Here is a 16,719-nt window from a genome sequence, read left to right as displayed (position 1 = left end):
CGGCGGCGCCCAGCGCGGCGCGATCCGCGCGCCGGGTTAGTGCGCGCCCCGCGACCGCGTCCGCGCCCGCATCGACGTGCGCGATCGTCGCCGCGATCCAGCGCGGGTCGACGCGGGTATCGGCGTCGGTGGAGAGCAGCAGGTCGTCCGGCTCGCGCAGCAGGTCGGCGGCGGCATCGAGCGCCAGCCGGCGAGCCCAACCGGCATGTGCGCGTTCGGACGGCAACACCGTCTCGTGCCAGCCGAGCGACAGGTGCCGGGGCCGCGCCGCGCGTAGGATCGCGATGCTGGCGTCGGTGCAGCCGTTCGCGAGCGCCAGCACGGAGACCGGCCCGTCATGAAGGGCGGCCGCGACGTCCAACGCCGCGAGGCAGCCGGACAGCCCGTCCGCCTCGTTCCGCACCGGAATGGCGACCGCGACGGCTCGCCCTCGTCTCGCTGCTCCCATCGTCGAACAGAACCCGATCGGAACGCTTCCGTTGCGTTCGCCTCACGTTGGAACAGCACCCACCATGCACAGCAGCCGCCGCAGCCTGGGGCTGGCGCTGGCCGGCAGCGCCGCCGGATCGCAGGCGACGATCTCCGCGATCTCCAGCGATCGCCTGGGGCGATAGCGGACGTCGCGCAGCAGGAAGACGGCGAGACCGGGTTCGCCCGTCGCCACCCGCTCGATCGCCGAGTAGGAGGTGAGGCCGATCTCCTCCCGCAATTCGCGCTCCACCGCGGCGCGGGGCGCCTCACCGCGCCGCCGGCCGCCACCGGCGGATACCATCCCGCGACATAGGTGTGGCGGACGAGCACCACGCGTCCTTCGGGCGTGAAGGGCAGTCCCAGCACGCCGTCGCGCCGCCACCGATCGGGGATCAGGCTACGCAGGCGGGCGAGCGCCGCCATCGCGCGCTCGGGCAAGATACTCGTCGGCATGGCGTGCGAACGAAGCGGTCGCGGGCCCGTTGCGGTGGCCGCGCGTCGGTTCACAGCGGGTTCGCCGCGCGCTTAACGCCGATCCGCCGTGGAAGCGCCGTGATGCCTCGCGGACCGTTCGCCGTCGCGTTCGTGCTGCTCGCGGCGGCGTTCCAGTCTGACGCCGTCGCGGTCCGATATGGCGTGCCGATGGCGCCCGGCTGATCGATGGCGCGGCCGGTCGGTGCGTATGCGCGGCTTCGATCTCGGCAACCGGCTGACGTGGGAAGGCTGGATGTTCGGCGGCGAGCTCGTCAACCGCGAGAGTGCGACAGTGGCGTGGCTGGCGGACGGGCCGGCACGCGCGCCGATCCTGGCATGATGCACGCGTTCGGGGCGGCGCGCCCGAACCGCGTTCGGTCCGCCGGAAGGCGGCGCTTTGCCATCCGGTGCGTTGGCCCGTCCGTCGGCGCCCTCCCGCGCGTCGCGACATGAGGTTTCGCGTGGCTGGTCTCGCCTTGCTGTACGAGCATCCGCAGTGGCTCGCGCCGCTGTTCGCCGCGTTGGATCGGCGCGGCATCGCCTACGCCGCGATCCACGCTGATGGCCACGGCTTCGATCCCGCCGGTCGCGTGGCCCCCGCGCCGCTGATCTTCAACCGCATCGCGATGTCGAGTTTCCTGCGTGAGGGCGATCACCCGATCTTCTACGCGCAGGCGCTGATGGCGCACTGGGCGGATGCCGGCGCGCGGGTGCTGAACGGCGCGGCCGCGCTCGCCATCGACGCATCGAAGGCGCGGCAGCTCTCGCTGATCGCGCGCCTCGGGCTGGCCGTCCCCGCGACGCGCGTCGTGCACAGGCGGGCGGACATCGCGGGCGCGGCGGCGGAACTTGCTTTTCCGCTGGTGGTGAAGGCCAATATCGGCGGATCGGGCGCGGGCATCATCCGCTATGACGACCTGGAGCAGCTCCGCGCGATGGCGGCGGAAGGCATGGTGCCCGACAGCATCGACCGCGTGTGGCTGGTGCAGGAGTATGTGCCTGTCCGTGGCGGCAGGATCACGCGGCTGGAGACCATGGGCGGCCGCTTCCTCTACGCGATCGACGTGGACGGCGGCGGCGGCTTCGACCTGTGCCCCGCCGACGCGTGCCTCGCGGCGCCCGGCAAGCCCGCCGTCACGATCGCGCGCGCGGATCCCGCGCCCGCGCTGATCGAGGCGGCGGAGCGGATCGCGAAGGCAGCGGGCATCGACATCGGCGGCGTCGAGGTGATGATCGACGATCGCGACGGAACCCCGCGCTTCTACGACGTCAACGGCTTCTCGAACTTCGTCGCCAACCCGCTGGACGTGCTCGGCTGGGATCCGCACGAGCGGCTGGTCGACTGGCTGGAGACGATGGTGGAGCGGCGCGCATGAGGTACGGCTACTGGATGCCGGTGTTCGGCGGCTGGCTGCGCAACGTGGCCGACGAGCGGATGGAAGCGAGCTGGGCCTATGTCCGCGATCTCGCGGTGCGGGCCGAGCGCATCGGCTACGACCTGACGCTGATCGCCGAACTCAACCTCAACGACATCAAGGGCGCCGACGCGCCCGCGCTCGACGCCTGGTCGACGGCGGCGGCGATCGCGGCGGTGACGACGAGCCAGGAGCTGATGGTCGCCGTCCGGCCCAATTTCCACCAGCCCGCGCTGTTCGCCAAGGCGGCGGCCAACATCGATCGCATCGCGGGCGGGCGGCTGTCGCTCAACGTCGTCTCCTCCTGGTGGGCGGACGAGGCGCGCCAGTACGGCCTCCAGTTCGACCAGCATGACGATCGCTACGCGCGCACGGCGGAGTGGCTGGAGGTGGTGAACGGCCTATGGAGCGAGGATCGCTTCAGCTATGGGGGTCGCTTCTACCGCACCGAGGAGGCGATCTGCGCGCCCAAGCCGCTGCACCGCCCGATCGTCTACGCGGGTGGGGAGAGCGAGACGGCGAAGGCGATGATCGCGCGCCAATGCGACGCCTACGTCATGCACGGCGATCCGGTCGCCGCGATCGCGCCCAAGATCGCCGACATGAGCGCGCGAAGGGCGGCGGCGGGCGGTGCGCCGATGACCTTCGGCATGGCCGCCTACGCGATCGTGCGCGACAGCGAGGCCGAGGCGCGGCGCGAGCTGGCGCGGATCCTGGAGGTGAAGGAGCTGCCCTCCGGCTACGCCAATTTCGACCAGTGGCTGTCCGGCACCGAGCTGGAGCGCGAGCTGCGCATCCAGGAATATTCGGTATCGAACCGCGGCCTGCGTCCCGATCTCGTCGGCACGCCCGAGCAGATTCGGCAGCGCATCGCCGATTACGAGGGCGCCGGCCTCGACCTGCTGCTGCTCCAGATGAGCCCGCAGGCCGAGGAGATGGAGCAGTTCGCGGCGCAGGTGATCGGCACCGCCTGAACGCTTCGCGCCCGCTCAGGCGGCGTCCACCAGCACGATCTCGGCATCATCGAGCGCAGTGACGCGGATCGTCGCCTCGTCGGCGATGGCGGCACCGTCGCGCGGCGCCAGCGCGACGCCGTTACCTCGACGTGCCCGGCGGCGGGCACGAGGTAGCCGTGGCGCCGACGCCGATCGCATGGTCCGCGCTCTCGCCAGCCTTCAGCGTGGCGCCGAGCACGCGCGCCTCGGCGCGGATCGGCAGCGCGTCCTCGTCGCCCGCGAAGCCGCTCGCCAGCGTGACGAAGCGGCCCGACCGCTCGCCGCGCGGGAAAGGTCTGGTGTTCCAGGACGGCGCGCCGCCCCGGCCGCGGGGCTCGATCCAGATCTGGAAGAGCCGGGTGGTCTCGTCCTCTCGGTTGTACTCGGAGTTGCGGACGCCCGAGCCGGCGCTCATCACCTGCACGTCCCCCGCTCCGGTGCGGCCGGTGTTGCCGAGCGACTCCTGGTGCGTGATCGCACCTTCGCGAACATAGGTGACGATCTCCATGTCGGCGTGCGGGTGCGGCGGGAAGCCGGTGCGTGTCGCCGGCGGGTTGCTGGCTTTAGGTGTCTCCGAGCAGACGGTCGCGCGGCGGCACGACCGACGCACCCGACCTGCTCGCCCCGCGTCGCTCGCCGTTCAGGCTTGGCAAGCCAGCCCGAACTCATGCCGCCGTCGCCGCGTCGCCTCGGGCGCGCAGGTGCTGATCTGTGCTTTTGGGCGTGCCGGCGTCCCGAGTAGCCGGCTGAGTGCTTGCCTCGAGAGCGCCGCGTCTCGACAAGGCGGCATCATGGCGGAACGGGAACGCATCGCGGCGGAGGTGGAGGGCAACCGCCTCACGCTGCTGACGGAAGGGCCGGAACAGCTCGACGCGCTGATCGCGACGATCGACGACGCGCGCACGTCGCTGCGCCTGCTCTACTACACTCTCGCCGACGATGCTTCCGGGCGGCGGGTGCGCGACGCGGCGGTGGCGGCCTGCCGCCGGGGCGTGGACGTGGCTTTGATCGTCGACGGCTTCGGCAGCGATCTTGGCGACGATTTCCTGAAGCCGCTGGAGGAGGCGGGCGCGAGCGCCTGCCGGTTCAGCCCGCGCGTCGGGCGCCGCTACCTCTTGCGCAACCACCAGAAGCTGGCGCTCGCCGACGAGATGAGGGCGCTGATCGGCGGCTTCAACGTCGAGGACGACTATTTCGCCGAAGGTGACAGGGGCTGGCGCGATCTCGGCCTGATCGTGGAGGGTCCTGCGGCGTGCCACCTCGCCGGCTATTTCGACGCGCTTACGGAGTGGGCGGGTCGTCCCGCCGGACGTATCCGCGATCTCAATCGCCTGATCGTCGACAAGAGCCAGGATGAGGGCCGCCTGCGCTGGCTGCTCGGCGGCCCGACGCGGCGGCTGAGCCCATGGGCGAACGCGCTGCGCGCCGACATCAAGCGCGGGCGGCGCGGCGACATCGTGGCGGCCTATTTCGCGCCGAGTCTCGGCGTGCTGCGCCGCATCGGGCGGCTTGCGCGGGGTGGCGACGTCAGGATCGTCACCGCCGCCAAGTCCGACAACGAAACCACGATCGCCGCCGCGCGCCACACCTATCCCCGGCTGCTGCGCCACGGCGCGCGCGTGTTCGAGTATCAGCCGGGCAAGCTGCACACCAAGCTGTTCGTGATCGACGACGCCACCTACCTGGGCTCCGCCAATTGCGACATGCGCAGTCTCTTCCTCAACCTGGAGATCATGCTGCGGATCGAGGACGCCGGCTTCGCCGACCGGATGCGCGCCTATATCGACGGCGAGATCGCCCGCTCGCGCGAGGCGACGCGCGAACGGTTGCGCAAGGCCGCCGGTCCGGTCACGCGGGCGCGGTGGAGCGCCGCCTACTTCCTCGTCGCCGTGGTGGACTTCTCGGTTACGCGGCGGCTCAACCTGCCGTCGGGCAGCGACGAGATCGCGGGTTGATCGTCAATCCCGGTGAAACCACCAGAGCTGCGCGGGCGGCACGTTGATCGGCTCGAAGGCGTGCTCGACGCGATCGAAGGAGGGCGCGATGATGTCGCGCACGCTCGGACGGAACTGGTAGACGAGGAAGCTGCCGCCGGGGCGCAGCGCCGCCGCCGTCGCGTCGGCGATCGCCGTGCCGACGCCGGGCGGCAGCGTCGAGAAGGGCAGGCCGGAGATGATGTGATCCGCCTGCGCGAGGCCCAGCCGCTTCAGGATCGCGCCGACGTCCGCCGCCGAGCCGTGGACCACCTTCAGTCGCGGATCGATGATAGCGGCGCGCAGGTAATCGCAAAAATCGGCATTGGTGTCGATCGCGACCAGCGTCGCGGCCGAGCCCAGCCGATCGAGGATCGGGCGCGTGAACGTGCCGACGCCGGGACCATATTCGACGAACACCCGCGTCCGTTGCCAATCTACGGGCGCCAGCATCCGCTGGATGAGTTGCCGTGACGACGGGATGATCGAGCCGACCATCACCGGATGCTTCAGGAAACCCTTGAAGAACATCGCCATCGGGCTGGGTGCGCGGCGTGGACCTCGCGATCGATCGGCGCTGCGCTCGGCTGGAAATCCGGTCATGCTGTCTCCGTCCGGGCGCATGGCCCTTCGCCAGCGTTGGCGTCTGCGGGTGCGGTTGGCAAGCACATGCTTGGCATCGGTCACTCGCGCGTGCCCGGCGTCACGAAGCCGATCGGCTGGATCGCCAGCGCGTCCTGCTTGAGCCGCGCCGCCATCTGCTCGTAGTCGCGCTCCATCTCCGAGGTGACGGAGGCGCGCATCTCGCCCAGGCCCGCCTCGAAGTCCGCCATCGTCACCTGTCCGACATCGAGCGAGCGGCGGAGCGCGGTGAGCCCGGCGCGGCGCGTCAGGTCCTCCAGGTCGGCACCCGTGTAGCGCGCCGTACGCGCCGCGAGTTCGTCGAGATCCACGTCCTCCGCGAGCGGCATCGACGCGGTGTGGATGCCGAGGATGCGCCGCCGCCCGGCCTCGTCGGGTACGCCGACATAGACGAGCTCGTCGAAGCGGCCGGGGCGGAGCAGCGCCGGGTCGATCAGGTTGGGCCGGTTGGTGGCACCGACGACGACCACCGATTGCAGCTCCTCCAGCCCGTCCATCTCGGCGAGGATGGTGTTGACGACGCGTTCGGTGACCGCCGGCTCGCCCAGACCGCCGCCACGCGCGGGCACGAGGCTGTCGAGCTCGTCGATGAAAATAACCGTCGGCGCCACCTGCCGCGCACGCGCGAACAGCCGGGCGATCTGCTGCTCGCTCTCGCCGTACCATTTCGACAGCAGGTCCGAGGATTTGGTGGCGATGAAGTTGGCCTGCGCCTCGCGCGCCACCGCCTTGGCGAGCAGCGTCTTGCCCGTGCCCGGCGGGCCGTAGAGCAGGAAGCCTTTGGCCGGGCGGATGCCCAGCCTGCGGAAGCTGTCGGGGTGCTTGAGCGGCAGTTCGACGCCCTCGCGCAGCCGCTCGCGCGCCTCGTCGAGGCCACCGACATCGTCCCAGCCCACATTGGGCGCCTGCACCATCACTTCGCGCATCGCAGACGGCTGCACCCGCTTGAGCGCGGCGAGGAAATCGTCTCGCGTGACGCGCAGCTCGTCGAGCACCTCGGGCGGGATGGTGCGCTCGGAGAGGTCGAGCTTGGGCATGATACGCCGCACCGCCTCGATCGCCGCCTCGCGCGCCAGCGCCGCCACGTCCGCGCCGACGAAGCCGTAGGTGGTGCGCGCAAGCTCCTGAAGGTCGACATCCTGCTGGAGCGGCATGCCGCGTGTGTGGATGCCGAAAATTTCGCGACGCCCACGTTCGTCGGGGACGCCGATGACGATCTCGCGATCGAAGCGGCCGGGCCGGCGAAGCGCCTCGTCGATCGCCTCCGGCCGGTTGGTGGCGGCGATGACGACGACGTTGGCGCGCTTCTCCAGCCCGTCCATCAGCGTGAGGAGCTGGGCAACCAGCCGCTTCTCCGCCTCGCCCTGCACCTGTCCGCGCTTGGGGGCAATCGAGTCGATCTCGTCGATGAACACGATGGAAGGCGATGCCTTCGCCGCCTGCTCGAACACGTCGCGGAGCTGCTGCTCGGACTGCCCGTAGGCGGAGCCCATGATCTCGGGACCGTTGATGATGAAGAACTCGGCGTCGCTCTCGTTGGCGACCGCGCGCGCGAGCCTGGTCTTGCCGGTGCCGGGCGGGCCGTGAAGCAGCACGCCCTTGGGCGGCTCGACACCCAGCCGCTCGAACAGCTCGGGGTAGCGCAGCGGCAGCTCGACCATCTCGCGCACTTGGTCGATCGTGTCGCCCAGGCCGCCGAGATCGTCGTAGGTGACGTCGGCGCGGCGCGCCTCGCGCGGCTCCTCATATTCGGAGCGCAGCTCGACTTCGGTGGACTGGTCGATGTGGACGATGCCCTTGGGCGTCGTCGACACCACGACCAGCCGGATTTCCTGCAGCGAATAGGCCGGCCGGTTGAGCATCTGGCGAAGTTGCGGCGGCAGCTCCTCCGACGCCACGCGTTGCTGGCCGGTGGTTGCAACGACGTCGCCAGCGTTCAGCGGCTTCATCTGGAACGAGCGCTTAAGCGCCGCGCCCGAGCCCTGGAGACGCAGATTCTGTTGTGCGGGCGCGAACACGACGCGCGTAGCCGGCTTCGAATCCGCCTTGCGCACTTCCACTAAGTCGCCTGAGCCGACGCCCGCGTTGGCGCGCTGCAGGCCATCGAGGCGCAGGATGTCGAGTCCTTCGTCCTCGGCATAGGGCAGCACCGCGCGCGCGGGTGTCGCGCGTTTGCCGACGATCTCGACGACGTCGCCTTCGACGACGCCCAGTGACTGCATCGCCGCGCGCGACAGCCGGGCAAGGCCGTGCCCACTGTCCTCCGATCGAGCATTGGCGACCTGGAGGCGGCGGTTCTTCTGATCGTTCTGAGGCTCGGCGTCGGCCATGTTTCGCTCCGTCGGCGTGACGAGAGAGTGGCAACGCCCGCGCTCTCGCTAAGGTGCGAGCGTCGGCAGAAAAAAAGGGCCGGCCCGAAGGCCGACCCTTGTGAGGTTAGGAGAGGATGCCTGAAAGGCCCGATCCTTCTGTGCCGATACAGCCTATTGTGCAAGTGCGAACACCGCTTATCGCAGTTGCAATATGTGCACCGCAACTTACTCTCATTCGGGGACCGGCACCCGGAGCATGTTCGATGAGGCGACTGCCGCCACTTACCGCCGTCGAGGCTTTCGTTCAGGTCGCCAGACTGGGCTCGATCAAGGCGGCCGCCGAGGATTTGTCGCTATCCTCCCCGGCGCTCAGTCGTCGCGTGCAAGCCATGGAGCGGTTCCTTGGTCGGCCGCTGTTCACGCGCCGCCACCAAGCCATGACGCTGAATCCGGATGGGGAGCTGCTGCTATCGCGGATCGCGCCGGCGCTTGATTCGCTCGCGGTGGCGGTCGATCAGGTGCGCGGCGAACCCGACGCGATGCGGCTCCGTTTGGGCGTCTTGCCGCTTTACGCCTCGCGGCAGCTCATCCCACGCCTGCCCGAGCTGCGCGCGCGTCATCCCAACCTCCACATCGACGTCGATACCGCCGCCCATGGTCTGGCCCGTCTGAACGACGGACTCGACGCGGCGATCGTGCTGGCTCCCGAGATCGAGGCCGCCGTCTACAGCCGTCGGCTGAGCCGTAACCGCGTGGTCGCCATCGCCGGACGCTCGCTGCTGGAAGGGGACGGCGCCATCCGCGAGCCAAGCGATCTCGCCCGCGCGACGATCCTGCTGCACCGCGACATGCCGTTGAACTTCCAGCTCTGGCGGGAAGCCATCGGCATCCCGGCCCTGGAGCCCGGCGCGATCGACCACTTCGACTCCGGCCAGCTCATGCTGGAGAGCGCGGCGGAGGGGCTGGGCGTGGCGCTGATGCTCGATCTCCATCTCGAAGGTGCCAAGGATTCGCGCCTTGTCAGCCTGTTCGACAATGCCGTCGACAGTCAGGTCAGCTACTGGTTCGTGTGCCGCCGGCCGGCGCTGCAACGCCGGCCGGTCAAGCTGTTCCACGACTGGCTTGTCGAGGGGCTCCCGGCCTGACGCTCAGGCGTCGGCGGCGACCCTGGCCTTGACGATCTTGCCGGGCGCGCGCGGCGGCTCGCCCTTGGGCAGTGCGTCGACATGCTCCATGCCCGATACGACTTCGCCCCAAACTGTATACTGGTTGTCGAGGAAGGTCGCGTCGTCGAAGCAGATGAAGAACTGGCTGTTGGCCGAGTCCGGCGCGCTCGTCCGCGCCATCGAGCAAATGCCGCGCACGTGCGGCTCCCTGGAGAACTCCGCCTTGAGATCGGGCTTCTTCGAGCCCGACATGCCGGTGCCGGTGGGATCGCCGCCCTGCGCCATGAAGCCTGGGATCACGCGGTGGAAAACGACGCCGTCGTAGAAGCCCTCGCGCGTCAGCTCCTTGATCCGCTCGACATGGCCGGGCGCGAGATCGGGGCGCAAGCGAATGGTGACGTCGCCCGGCTCCAGCGTGAGGATCAGCGTGTTCTCGGGATCGTCGGCCATGTAATTCTCCTTCTGTTCGGCTCTGCCTAGGCGGCGGTTTCCAACTCCGCCAGCCCGTATTCGGCGGCGACGAGTTCGTAGGATCGACGGCGCGCGGCGTGATCGAACAGGATGTTGGCAAGGAGCACCTCGTCCGCGCCATATGCGTCAGCGACCGCGTCGATGCCGGCGCGCACCTCACGCGGCGTGCCGAGCGACATGCGTACGCGAAGAACCGCCGGCTGGGGGTTGGCGGCAAGCCATGCCACCGCCTCTTCGATGGGCGGCACTGCGACCAACCTTCCCCGCATCAGCTGCGCGAACATCATCATCGACGGCGCGGCGAGCCGGTGCGCCTCCTCCGCGTCCGTGGCGGCGATCGCCCAGGCCGCCACCGCCACCTGAGGCGCGCCGAGGCCGGGCGAGGGTGTGAAGCTCCGCCGATAGAGCTCGACGAGCGGCGCGCCGTCCGAGTTGATGAAGTGCGCCACGCAGTAGCGCAACCCCATCGCCCCGGCGAGCCGAGCGCTGTCGGGCGAGGAGCCGAGCAGCCACGGTTCGGGCGAGCCGCCGCCCGCCGGCAACGTGTCGCGCAGAATCGCAAAGGGATGGCCGGCGGGCAAGCCGCCGTCGGGCCGCTCGTCGAGATAGGCGAGTAGTTCCGCGAGCGCCTGCGGGAAATCCTCCGCGCCGAACCCCCGGTTCCGATCCTGCCGGAGCGCGAGCGCGGCGCGGCCGTCGCTGCCCGGCGCACGCCCGATGCCGAGATCGATTCGTCCCGGCGCGATCGCGGAGAGCAGCCGGAAGGTCTCGGCGACCTTGAACGGCGAATAGTGGGGCAACATGATCCCGCCCGAGCCGACGCGAATGCTGTGCGTGGCGAGCGCCACCGGCCCGATCAGCGCCTCGGGCGCGGCACCCGCCAGCGCAGGCGAGGCGTGGTGCTCGGCCAGCCAGTAGCGATGATAGCCCAGCCGGTCGGCGGTCCGCGCGAGGTCGATCGTGTCGCGCACCGCCTGCGCGGCATCGGAGCCGGCCGCGATCGGGGATTGGTCCAGCACCGAGAGACGATAGGTCATGACGCGGATGTAGGGCGGCCTTCACCGGGCGAAAGGGCGTGGCGTGCTTGCACGCGGCGGCGACCCGCGTAGAGCCGGCGCGGGCCAGGGGGGAGGCGATCCGTGAGCGACATCGATATCGATACCCGTCCCGAGATCGAGCCCGGCCTCGATCCGAGCGGCGCTGAGCCCCACCACGACGAGGATAACCGGCTGACGCCCGACTTCGTCGACGCGGTGCTGGATCAGCTCGACGAGGGCGATGCCGAGGGCGCGCGCGATCTCGTGCGTCCGCTCCACCCCGCCGACATAGCGGACCTGTTCGAACTGGTGCGCGGCGACAGGCGGGAGGAGCTCGCCACCGCGCTCGCCGAGCTGCTCGACGGCGAAGTTCTCGCCGAGATGAACGATTGGGTGCGCGACGAGGTGCTCCAGGCGCTCGAACCCGCGCAGGTGGCGGCGCTCGCCACCGAGCTCGATACCGACGACGCCGTCGCGATCATCGAGGACATGGACGAGGACGAGCAGCGCGCCGTGCTGCGCGCGCTCGATCCCGACGATCGCGCCGCCATCGAGGAGGCGCTGTCCTACCCCGAGGAATCCGCCGGCCGCCTGATGCAGCGCGACCTCGTCGCGGTGCCCGAGCATTGGCGTGTCGGCGACGTGCTCGCCTATCTCCAGGGGGGCGGCGACGCATTGGCGACCGACTTCTGGGAGGTGTTCGTCGTCGACGAGCGCCACCACCCGGTCGGCACCTGCATGTTGTCGTGGCTGCTGCGCACGCCCGCGGGCATCCCGCTCGGCGACGTCATGCAGCGCGAACAGACGCTGATCCCGGTGGACATGGACCAGGAGGAGGTGGCGCTCCGCTTCCAGAAATACGCGCTGATCTCGGCCGCCGTGGTGGACGGATCGGGGCGGCTCGTCGGCATGATCACCGTCGACGACGTCGTCCACATCATCCAGGAGGAGGCGGGCGAGGACGTGCTGGCGCTCTCCGGCGCGGGCGACGGCGACATCAACGAGCCGATCCGCTTCACCGTCCGCACCCGGCTGGTGTGGCTGGTGGTGAACCTCGGCACCGCGATGATCGCGGCATCGGTCGTCAACCTGTTCGACGCGGAGATCGCCAGGTTCGCGGTGCTGGCGGCGCTGATGGGCATCGTCTCCGGCATGGGCGGCAACGCCGGCACGCAGACGCTGGCGGTGGTGGTGCGCGCGCTCGCCACCAACCAGCTCACCTCGTCCAATACCTGGCGGACGATCTGGCGCGAGTTCCGCATCGCGGCCAGCAACGGCGCGGTGCTCGGCGTGCTGATCGGCATCGGCTCCTACCTGATCTACGGGCGGGCGGACCTGTCGATCGTGTTCGGCGCCGCTATCCTCATCAACAACCTGATGGCAGGGAACGGCGGGCGTGCTGATCCCGATCACGCTCGATCGCGCGCGCGTCGATCCGGCGGTGTCCTCGGCGGTGTTCGTGACGATGTGCACCGATTGCATGGGCTTCTTCAGCTTCCTGGGGCTCGCGACGCTGTTCCTCCGTTGAGGCGGGGCGCGGCCGTCCCCATCTCCCGGCCATGCTCCACCTCACCAAGGTCGCGGTCGGCTGCGGCGATGCCGATGCGTTGAGGGATCGCCTGCTCGGTCGGGTGGCAGAGGGTGAGAGCTGGGTCGGCACGCGTTATCGCCCGACGCGTCACGCGGAGGTGGTGGGCGGCTCGCTCTATTGGATCGTCCGGCATCGGCTGGTGGCGCGCAGCACGATCCTCGGCTTCGGCGACGATCCCGAAGATGCGCGCCGCATCCGCATCCGGGTGGCGCCCGAGCTGATCCCGGTTCGCGCGACACCCAAGCGCGCGCACCAGGGCTGGCGCTACCTTGCCGCCGACGCCGCGCCCTCCGATCTCGGTGACGGCGAGGCGGAGGGGCTGGCGGCGCTGCCGAGCGCGGTCGCCGCGGAACTCGCCGCGCTCGCGCTGATCTAGCGGGAGCGGCAACGGCGTAGAGAGCCGTTGCGGCCGAACCGAGGACGGCCGATCTCGCATCGAGCCGGAACCCGCCTGCTGCGCCCACGTTCGCGCAGCCGGGAGGATCGGCCATCGACGATATCCTGATCTTCGGGCCCGACGACGTCGACCTCGCGCGCTCGCCGCTCCGGCGGGGTATCGCGGAGCCGACACTGGTGCTCGGCGCGTTCAATCCCGGGCTCGTGCGGCTGCCAGACGGCAACCTGCTGCTCATGGTGCGTGTCGCCGAGGCGCTGGCCGAGCCGGTCGCCGGCGGCGCGGTGCGCTCGATCCGCTGGACGCCGGACGGGTACACGCTCGACGCGTGGCCGCTCGACCAGGTGGACATGACCGATCCGCGGCAGTTCGAGCTGCCCGGTCGCGCTCATCGCATGCTCGCGCTCACCTCGCTCTCGTGGCTGCTGCCGGTGGAGCTTTCCCCGGATGGGCGGCAGGTCGTCGCGGTCCACTATGATCGCGCGATCGAACCAGTCGCCTCGTGGCAACAATTCGGGATCGAGGACGCGCGCATCAGCCGCATAGACGGGCGCTACTGGATGACGAGCTGCGTGGTCGGGTCGGAGCGGCATGGGACGGCGCTGCACGTGTCGGAGGACGGCATCGCGTGGATGCCGCAGGGCCTCGTGCTCGATCACCAGAACAAGGACATGGTGCTGTTCGAAGGCCGCATCGGCGGGATGGTCATGGCGCTCACCCGCCCCTTGGGGGAACTGTGGTTCGCCGAGCCGCCGGGCAGCCCCTTCGCCGGCGGCCCATCGATCAATCTCGCGCGCTCGCCCGACGGCCTGCACTGGAAGCCGCTGGAGCAGCCGCTGATCCGGCCGCGCGCCGGCTCGCCCTTCGCGATGAAGGTCGGCGGCGGGACGCCTCCCGTGCTGACCGACGGGGGCTGGCTGACGATCTGGCATGGGGTCGAGCGGAGAGGCGCGGTCGGCGTCTACCGCAGCTTCTGGGCTCTGCTCGACGCGCACGAGCCGTGGCGCATCGTCGGTGGCGACGACGAGGTGCCGCTGCTGGAGGCGTCGCCCGCGCTTACGGCACCGATCGCCGACCGGCTCTACCTGCCGAGCCCGGTCGTCTTCTCGACCGGCATCGCAGACGGCGGCGACCATTGGATCGTGGCGAGCGGCGAAGCCGATCTCGCCTGCCGGATGAGCTTCATCCCCAAGGCCCGGTTCGCATGAGCCGACCGTGGTGGGAGACGGGGACGATCTACCAGATCTACCCGCGTTCGTTTCAGGACAGCGACGGCGATGGGATCGGCGACCTGAACGGGATCACGGTTAGGCTTGGTCACCTCGTCGATCTCGGCGTCGACGCGCTGTGGCTGTCGCCGATCTTCCCGTCGCCGATGGCGGACTTCGGCTACGACGTCGCGGACTATGTCGATGTCGATCCGCGCTTCGGAACGCTCGCCGACCTCGACAGGCTGGTGGCTCGGGCGCACGACCTGCGCCTCCGCGTGCTGCTCGACCTCGTGCCCAACCATTCGTCGGATCGGCACCGCTGGTTCGTCGAGAGCCGCTCGTCGCGCGATCATCCGAAGCGCGATTGGTACATCTGGCGCGATCCCGCTCCGGATGGCGGCCCGCCCAACAACTGGATCAGCGACTTCGGCGGCCCGGCCTGGGAATGGGACGAGGCGACCGGACAATATTATTACCATGCTTTCCTGAAGGAGCAGCCGGACCTCAACTGGCGCAATCCAGACCTGCGCGCCGCGATGATGGACGTGCTGCGCTTCTGGTTCGATCGCGGCATCGACGGCTTTCGCATCGACGTGCTGTGGCACATGGTGAAAGACGCCGCCTTCCGTGACAACCCGCCCAATCCCGATTGGCGGGCGGGCATGCCCGACATGGCGCGCGTGCGCCAGACGAACAGCACCGACCAGGAGGAGGTGCACGCCATCGCCGCCGAGATGCGCGCGATCGCCGACGCCTATGGGGATCGCCTGTTGATCGGCGAGATCTACCTGCCGGTCGAGCGGCTGGTCCGCTACTATGGCGTGGGCAAGCCGGGCGTGCAGCTTCCCTTCAACTTCCAGCTCGTCGAGAGCGCCTGGGACGCCGCCACCGTGCGCGAGGCGATCGCGCGCTACGAGGCGGCGTTGCCCGAAGGCGCGTGGCCCAATTGGGTGCTCGGCAATCATGACCGCCCGCGCATCGCGAGCCGTGTCGGCGAGGCCCAGGGACGCGTCGCCGCGATGCTGCTGCTGACGCTGCGCGGCACCCCGACGATCTACTATGGCGACGAGATCGGTCTCGCCGACGTGGCGATCCCGCCGGATCGCGTGCAGGATCCGCGGGAACTGCGCGAGCCGGGGCTCGGCCTCGGCCGCGACCCGGTGCGCACACCGATGCCGTGGGACGGTTCGGCGAATGGCGGCTTCACCACCGGCACGCCATGGTTGCCGCTCAACGCCGACGTCGCGACGCGCAACGTGGCGGCGGAGCCGGCCATGCTGACGCTCCACCGCCGCCTGCTCGCGCTCAGGCGCGCGCACCCGGCGCTCGCGACCGGAACATTGACGATGGTCGAGAGCGGGGGCGACGTCGTCGCGTTCGAGCGGCGGGGCGAGCGCAAGCGCATCCTCGTGGCGCTCAACCTCGGCGCGACGCCGCAGTCCTTCACGCCACCGCCGGGCGACTGGCGGCCGCTCCTCTCCACGCTGGATCGGCCGTCGCGCGATGGGCTCCTAGCCGACGAGGGCCTCGTCTTCCTCGATCGGAGCTTCGCCTCGTGAAGATCGCTATGCTCGCGCCGATCTCGTGGAGGACGCCGCCGCGCCACTACGGGCCCTGGGAGCTGGTGACGAGCCTGCTCACCGAGGCGCTGGTCGCGCGCGGCGTGGACGTCACCCTGTTCGCGACGCTCGACAGCGAGACGGGCGGCACGCTCGCCGGCGTGGTCCCCGCGCCCTACTCGGAAGATCCGTCGATCGACGCCAAGGTGTGGGAGCATCGCCACCTCGCTCACCTGTTCGGGCGCGCGCGGGAGTTCGACCTCATCCACAATCAGGCGGATTTCCCCGCCCACGCCTTTTCAGGCTTGGTCGACACGGCGATGGTGACGACGATCCACGGCTTCTCGTCCGATCGCATTCTGCCGATGTACGAACCGTATCAGGATCGGGTGCACTATGTCGCGATCAGCGACGCCGATCGCCACCCGCGCCTGCGCTACGCTGCCACCATCCATCACGGCATCCGCATTGAGGACTTCCCCGTCGACGAGCGGGGAGGCGACGCGCTGCTCTTCTTCGGCCGCATCCACCCGGATAAGGGGCCGGCGCACGCGATCCGCGTCGCTCGCGAGGCCGGGCTGCCGCTGGTGATGGCGGGGATCGTCCAGGATCGCGACCATCACGAGCGCGACGTCGCGCCGCACGTCGATGGCGTGCGCGTGCGCTACATTGGCGCGGTCGGCGGCGCAGATCGGGCGCGAACGCTGGGCCGGGCACGCGCGCTCCTCCACCTCATCGACTTCGACGAGCCGTTCGGCCTCTCCGTGGTCGAGGCGCTGGCGTGCGGCACGCCGGTGATCGCGACCAGGCGCGGATCGATGCCCGAACTGATCGACGACGGCGTCACCGGCTTCCTCGTCGATAACGCCGCGCAAGCCGTGGCGGCGGTGGCGCGCCTAGGCGAGATCGACCGCGCCGCCTGTCGCGCCGCCGCCGTCCGTCGCTTCGGCGTCGATGGCATGGCCGATGCCTATCTTGCGCTCTATCGGCGCATCCTGGGACGCTGAC

General features: G+C 70.0%; 14 protein-coding genes and 3 pseudogenes. 10 read left to right on the top strand and 7 right to left on the bottom strand.

The window, feature by feature from the left end:
* Nucleotides 1–34: 34 nt before the first annotated feature.
* A pseudogene (locus ACOFKX_RS09410) lies at nt 35–448 on the bottom strand (glycosyltransferase); the annotation flags it as partial.
* 42 nt (nt 449–490) lie between these two features.
* The gene (locus tag ACOFKX_RS09405) at nt 491–853 is read right to left on the bottom strand and encodes an NUDIX hydrolase (RefSeq protein ID WP_419826732.1); all 363 of its coding nucleotides are present in this window, start codon (nt 851–853) and stop codon (nt 491–493) included.
* Nucleotides 854–1,147: 294 nt separating this feature from the next.
* Between ACOFKX_RS09405 and ACOFKX_RS09400 the strand changes: the two genes are divergently transcribed.
* From ACOFKX_RS09400 to ACOFKX_RS09390, 3 genes are all read left to right on the top strand, one after another.
* Nucleotides 1,148–1,285 carry a hypothetical protein gene (locus ACOFKX_RS09400; protein ID WP_419826731.1) on the top strand — a complete coding sequence of 46 codons (138 nt, stop codon included), beginning with the start codon at nt 1,148–1,150 and terminating at the stop codon, nt 1,283–1,285.
* A gap of 121 nt (nt 1,286–1,406) precedes the next feature.
* The gene (locus ACOFKX_RS09395) at nt 1,407–2,321 is read left to right on the top strand and encodes an ATP-grasp domain-containing protein (protein ID WP_419826730.1); all 915 of its coding nucleotides are present in this window, start codon (nt 1,407–1,409) and stop codon (nt 2,319–2,321) included.
* Complete coding sequence (locus tag ACOFKX_RS09390; RefSeq protein ID WP_419826729.1) at nt 2,318–3,334, top strand: LLM class flavin-dependent oxidoreductase; 1,017 nt, start codon at nt 2,318–2,320, stop codon at nt 3,332–3,334. The genes ACOFKX_RS09395 and ACOFKX_RS09390 overlap by 4 nt, the downstream gene beginning before the upstream one ends.
* A gap of 15 nt (nt 3,335–3,349) precedes the next feature.
* Here ACOFKX_RS09390 and ACOFKX_RS09385 read toward each other — a convergent pair.
* Nucleotides 3,350–3,902: pseudogene (locus tag ACOFKX_RS09385) on the bottom strand (pirin family protein); the annotation flags it as partial.
* Between the two features lie 244 nt (nt 3,903–4,146).
* On the opposite strand from ACOFKX_RS09385, the gene ACOFKX_RS09380 reads away from it, so the two are divergent.
* Nucleotides 4,147–5,310 carry a phospholipase D-like domain-containing protein gene (locus ACOFKX_RS09380; RefSeq protein WP_419826728.1) on the top strand — a complete coding sequence of 388 codons (1,164 nt, stop codon included), beginning with the start codon at nt 4,147–4,149 and terminating at the stop codon, nt 5,308–5,310.
* A gap of 3 nt (nt 5,311–5,313) precedes the next feature.
* On the opposite strand, the gene ACOFKX_RS09375 is transcribed toward ACOFKX_RS09380, so the two are convergent.
* Both ACOFKX_RS09375 and ACOFKX_RS09370 read right to left on the bottom strand, forming a co-directional pair.
* Nucleotides 5,314–5,931, bottom strand: a complete 618-nt coding sequence (locus tag ACOFKX_RS09375) for a class I SAM-dependent methyltransferase (RefSeq protein WP_419826727.1) — start codon at nt 5,929–5,931, stop codon at nt 5,314–5,316.
* Between the two features lie 80 nt (nt 5,932–6,011).
* Entirely contained in the window at nt 6,012–8,300 is a 2,289-nt protein-coding gene (locus ACOFKX_RS09370) for a CDC48 family AAA ATPase (RefSeq protein WP_419826726.1), read from the bottom strand.
* Nucleotides 8,301–8,545: 245 nt separating this feature from the next.
* On the opposite strand from ACOFKX_RS09370, the gene ACOFKX_RS09365 reads away from it, so the two are divergent.
* Nucleotides 8,546–9,427 carry a LysR substrate-binding domain-containing protein gene (locus tag ACOFKX_RS09365; RefSeq protein ID WP_419827394.1) on the top strand — a complete coding sequence of 294 codons (882 nt, stop codon included), beginning with the start codon at nt 8,546–8,548 and terminating at the stop codon, nt 9,425–9,427.
* Nucleotides 9,428–9,430: 3 nt separating this feature from the next.
* Here ACOFKX_RS09365 and ACOFKX_RS09360 read toward each other — a convergent pair whose 3' ends face one another.
* Both ACOFKX_RS09360 and ACOFKX_RS09355 read right to left on the bottom strand, forming a co-directional pair.
* Nucleotides 9,431–9,898 (bottom strand): peptidylprolyl isomerase, encoded by a 468-nt coding sequence (locus ACOFKX_RS09360; RefSeq protein ID WP_419826725.1) that lies wholly within the window; start codon nt 9,896–9,898, stop codon nt 9,431–9,433.
* A 26-nt stretch (nt 9,899–9,924) separates the two neighbouring features.
* On the bottom strand, nt 9,925–10,956 hold the full coding sequence (locus ACOFKX_RS09355) for an LLM class flavin-dependent oxidoreductase (protein ID WP_419826724.1): 1,032 nt from the start codon (nt 10,954–10,956) through the stop codon (nt 9,925–9,927).
* A gap of 117 nt (nt 10,957–11,073) precedes the next feature.
* Here ACOFKX_RS09355 and mgtE point away from each other — a divergent pair.
* The 5 genes and pseudogenes from mgtE to ACOFKX_RS09330 all read left to right on the top strand — a co-directional run bounded on the left by mgtE (nt 11,074) and on the right by ACOFKX_RS09330 (nt 16,718).
* A pseudogene (mgtE, locus tag ACOFKX_RS09350) lies at nt 11,074–12,484 on the top strand (magnesium transporter).
* A gap of 31 nt (nt 12,485–12,515) precedes the next feature.
* Nucleotides 12,516–12,923 (top strand): DUF1489 family protein, encoded by a 408-nt coding sequence (locus tag ACOFKX_RS09345; RefSeq protein ID WP_419826723.1) that lies wholly within the window; start codon nt 12,516–12,518, stop codon nt 12,921–12,923.
* 197 nt (nt 12,924–13,120) lie between these two features.
* Nucleotides 13,121–14,149: a glycosidase gene (locus ACOFKX_RS09340; RefSeq protein ID WP_419826722.1), complete on the top strand. Its 1,029-nt coding sequence runs from the start codon at nt 13,121–13,123 to the stop codon at nt 14,147–14,149.
* Nucleotides 14,146–15,711, top strand: a complete 1,566-nt coding sequence (locus ACOFKX_RS09335) for an alpha-amylase family glycosyl hydrolase (RefSeq protein WP_419826721.1) — start codon at nt 14,146–14,148, stop codon at nt 15,709–15,711. The genes ACOFKX_RS09340 and ACOFKX_RS09335 overlap by 4 nt, the downstream gene beginning before the upstream one ends.
* Complete coding sequence (locus tag ACOFKX_RS09330; RefSeq protein ID WP_419826720.1) at nt 15,708–16,718, top strand: glycosyltransferase family 4 protein; 1,011 nt, start codon at nt 15,708–15,710, stop codon at nt 16,716–16,718. The genes ACOFKX_RS09335 and ACOFKX_RS09330 overlap by 4 nt, the downstream gene beginning before the upstream one ends.
* Nucleotide 16,719: the final 1 nt, after the last annotated feature.

The sequence above is a fragment of the Sphingomonas sp. genome, assembly GCF_965200105.1.
Taxonomy (GTDB): Bacteria; Pseudomonadota; Alphaproteobacteria; order Sphingomonadales; family Sphingomonadaceae; genus Solisphingomonas.
Note: the sequence above shows the minus strand (reverse complement) of the source record. Positions and strands in the feature narration are given on the sequence as shown.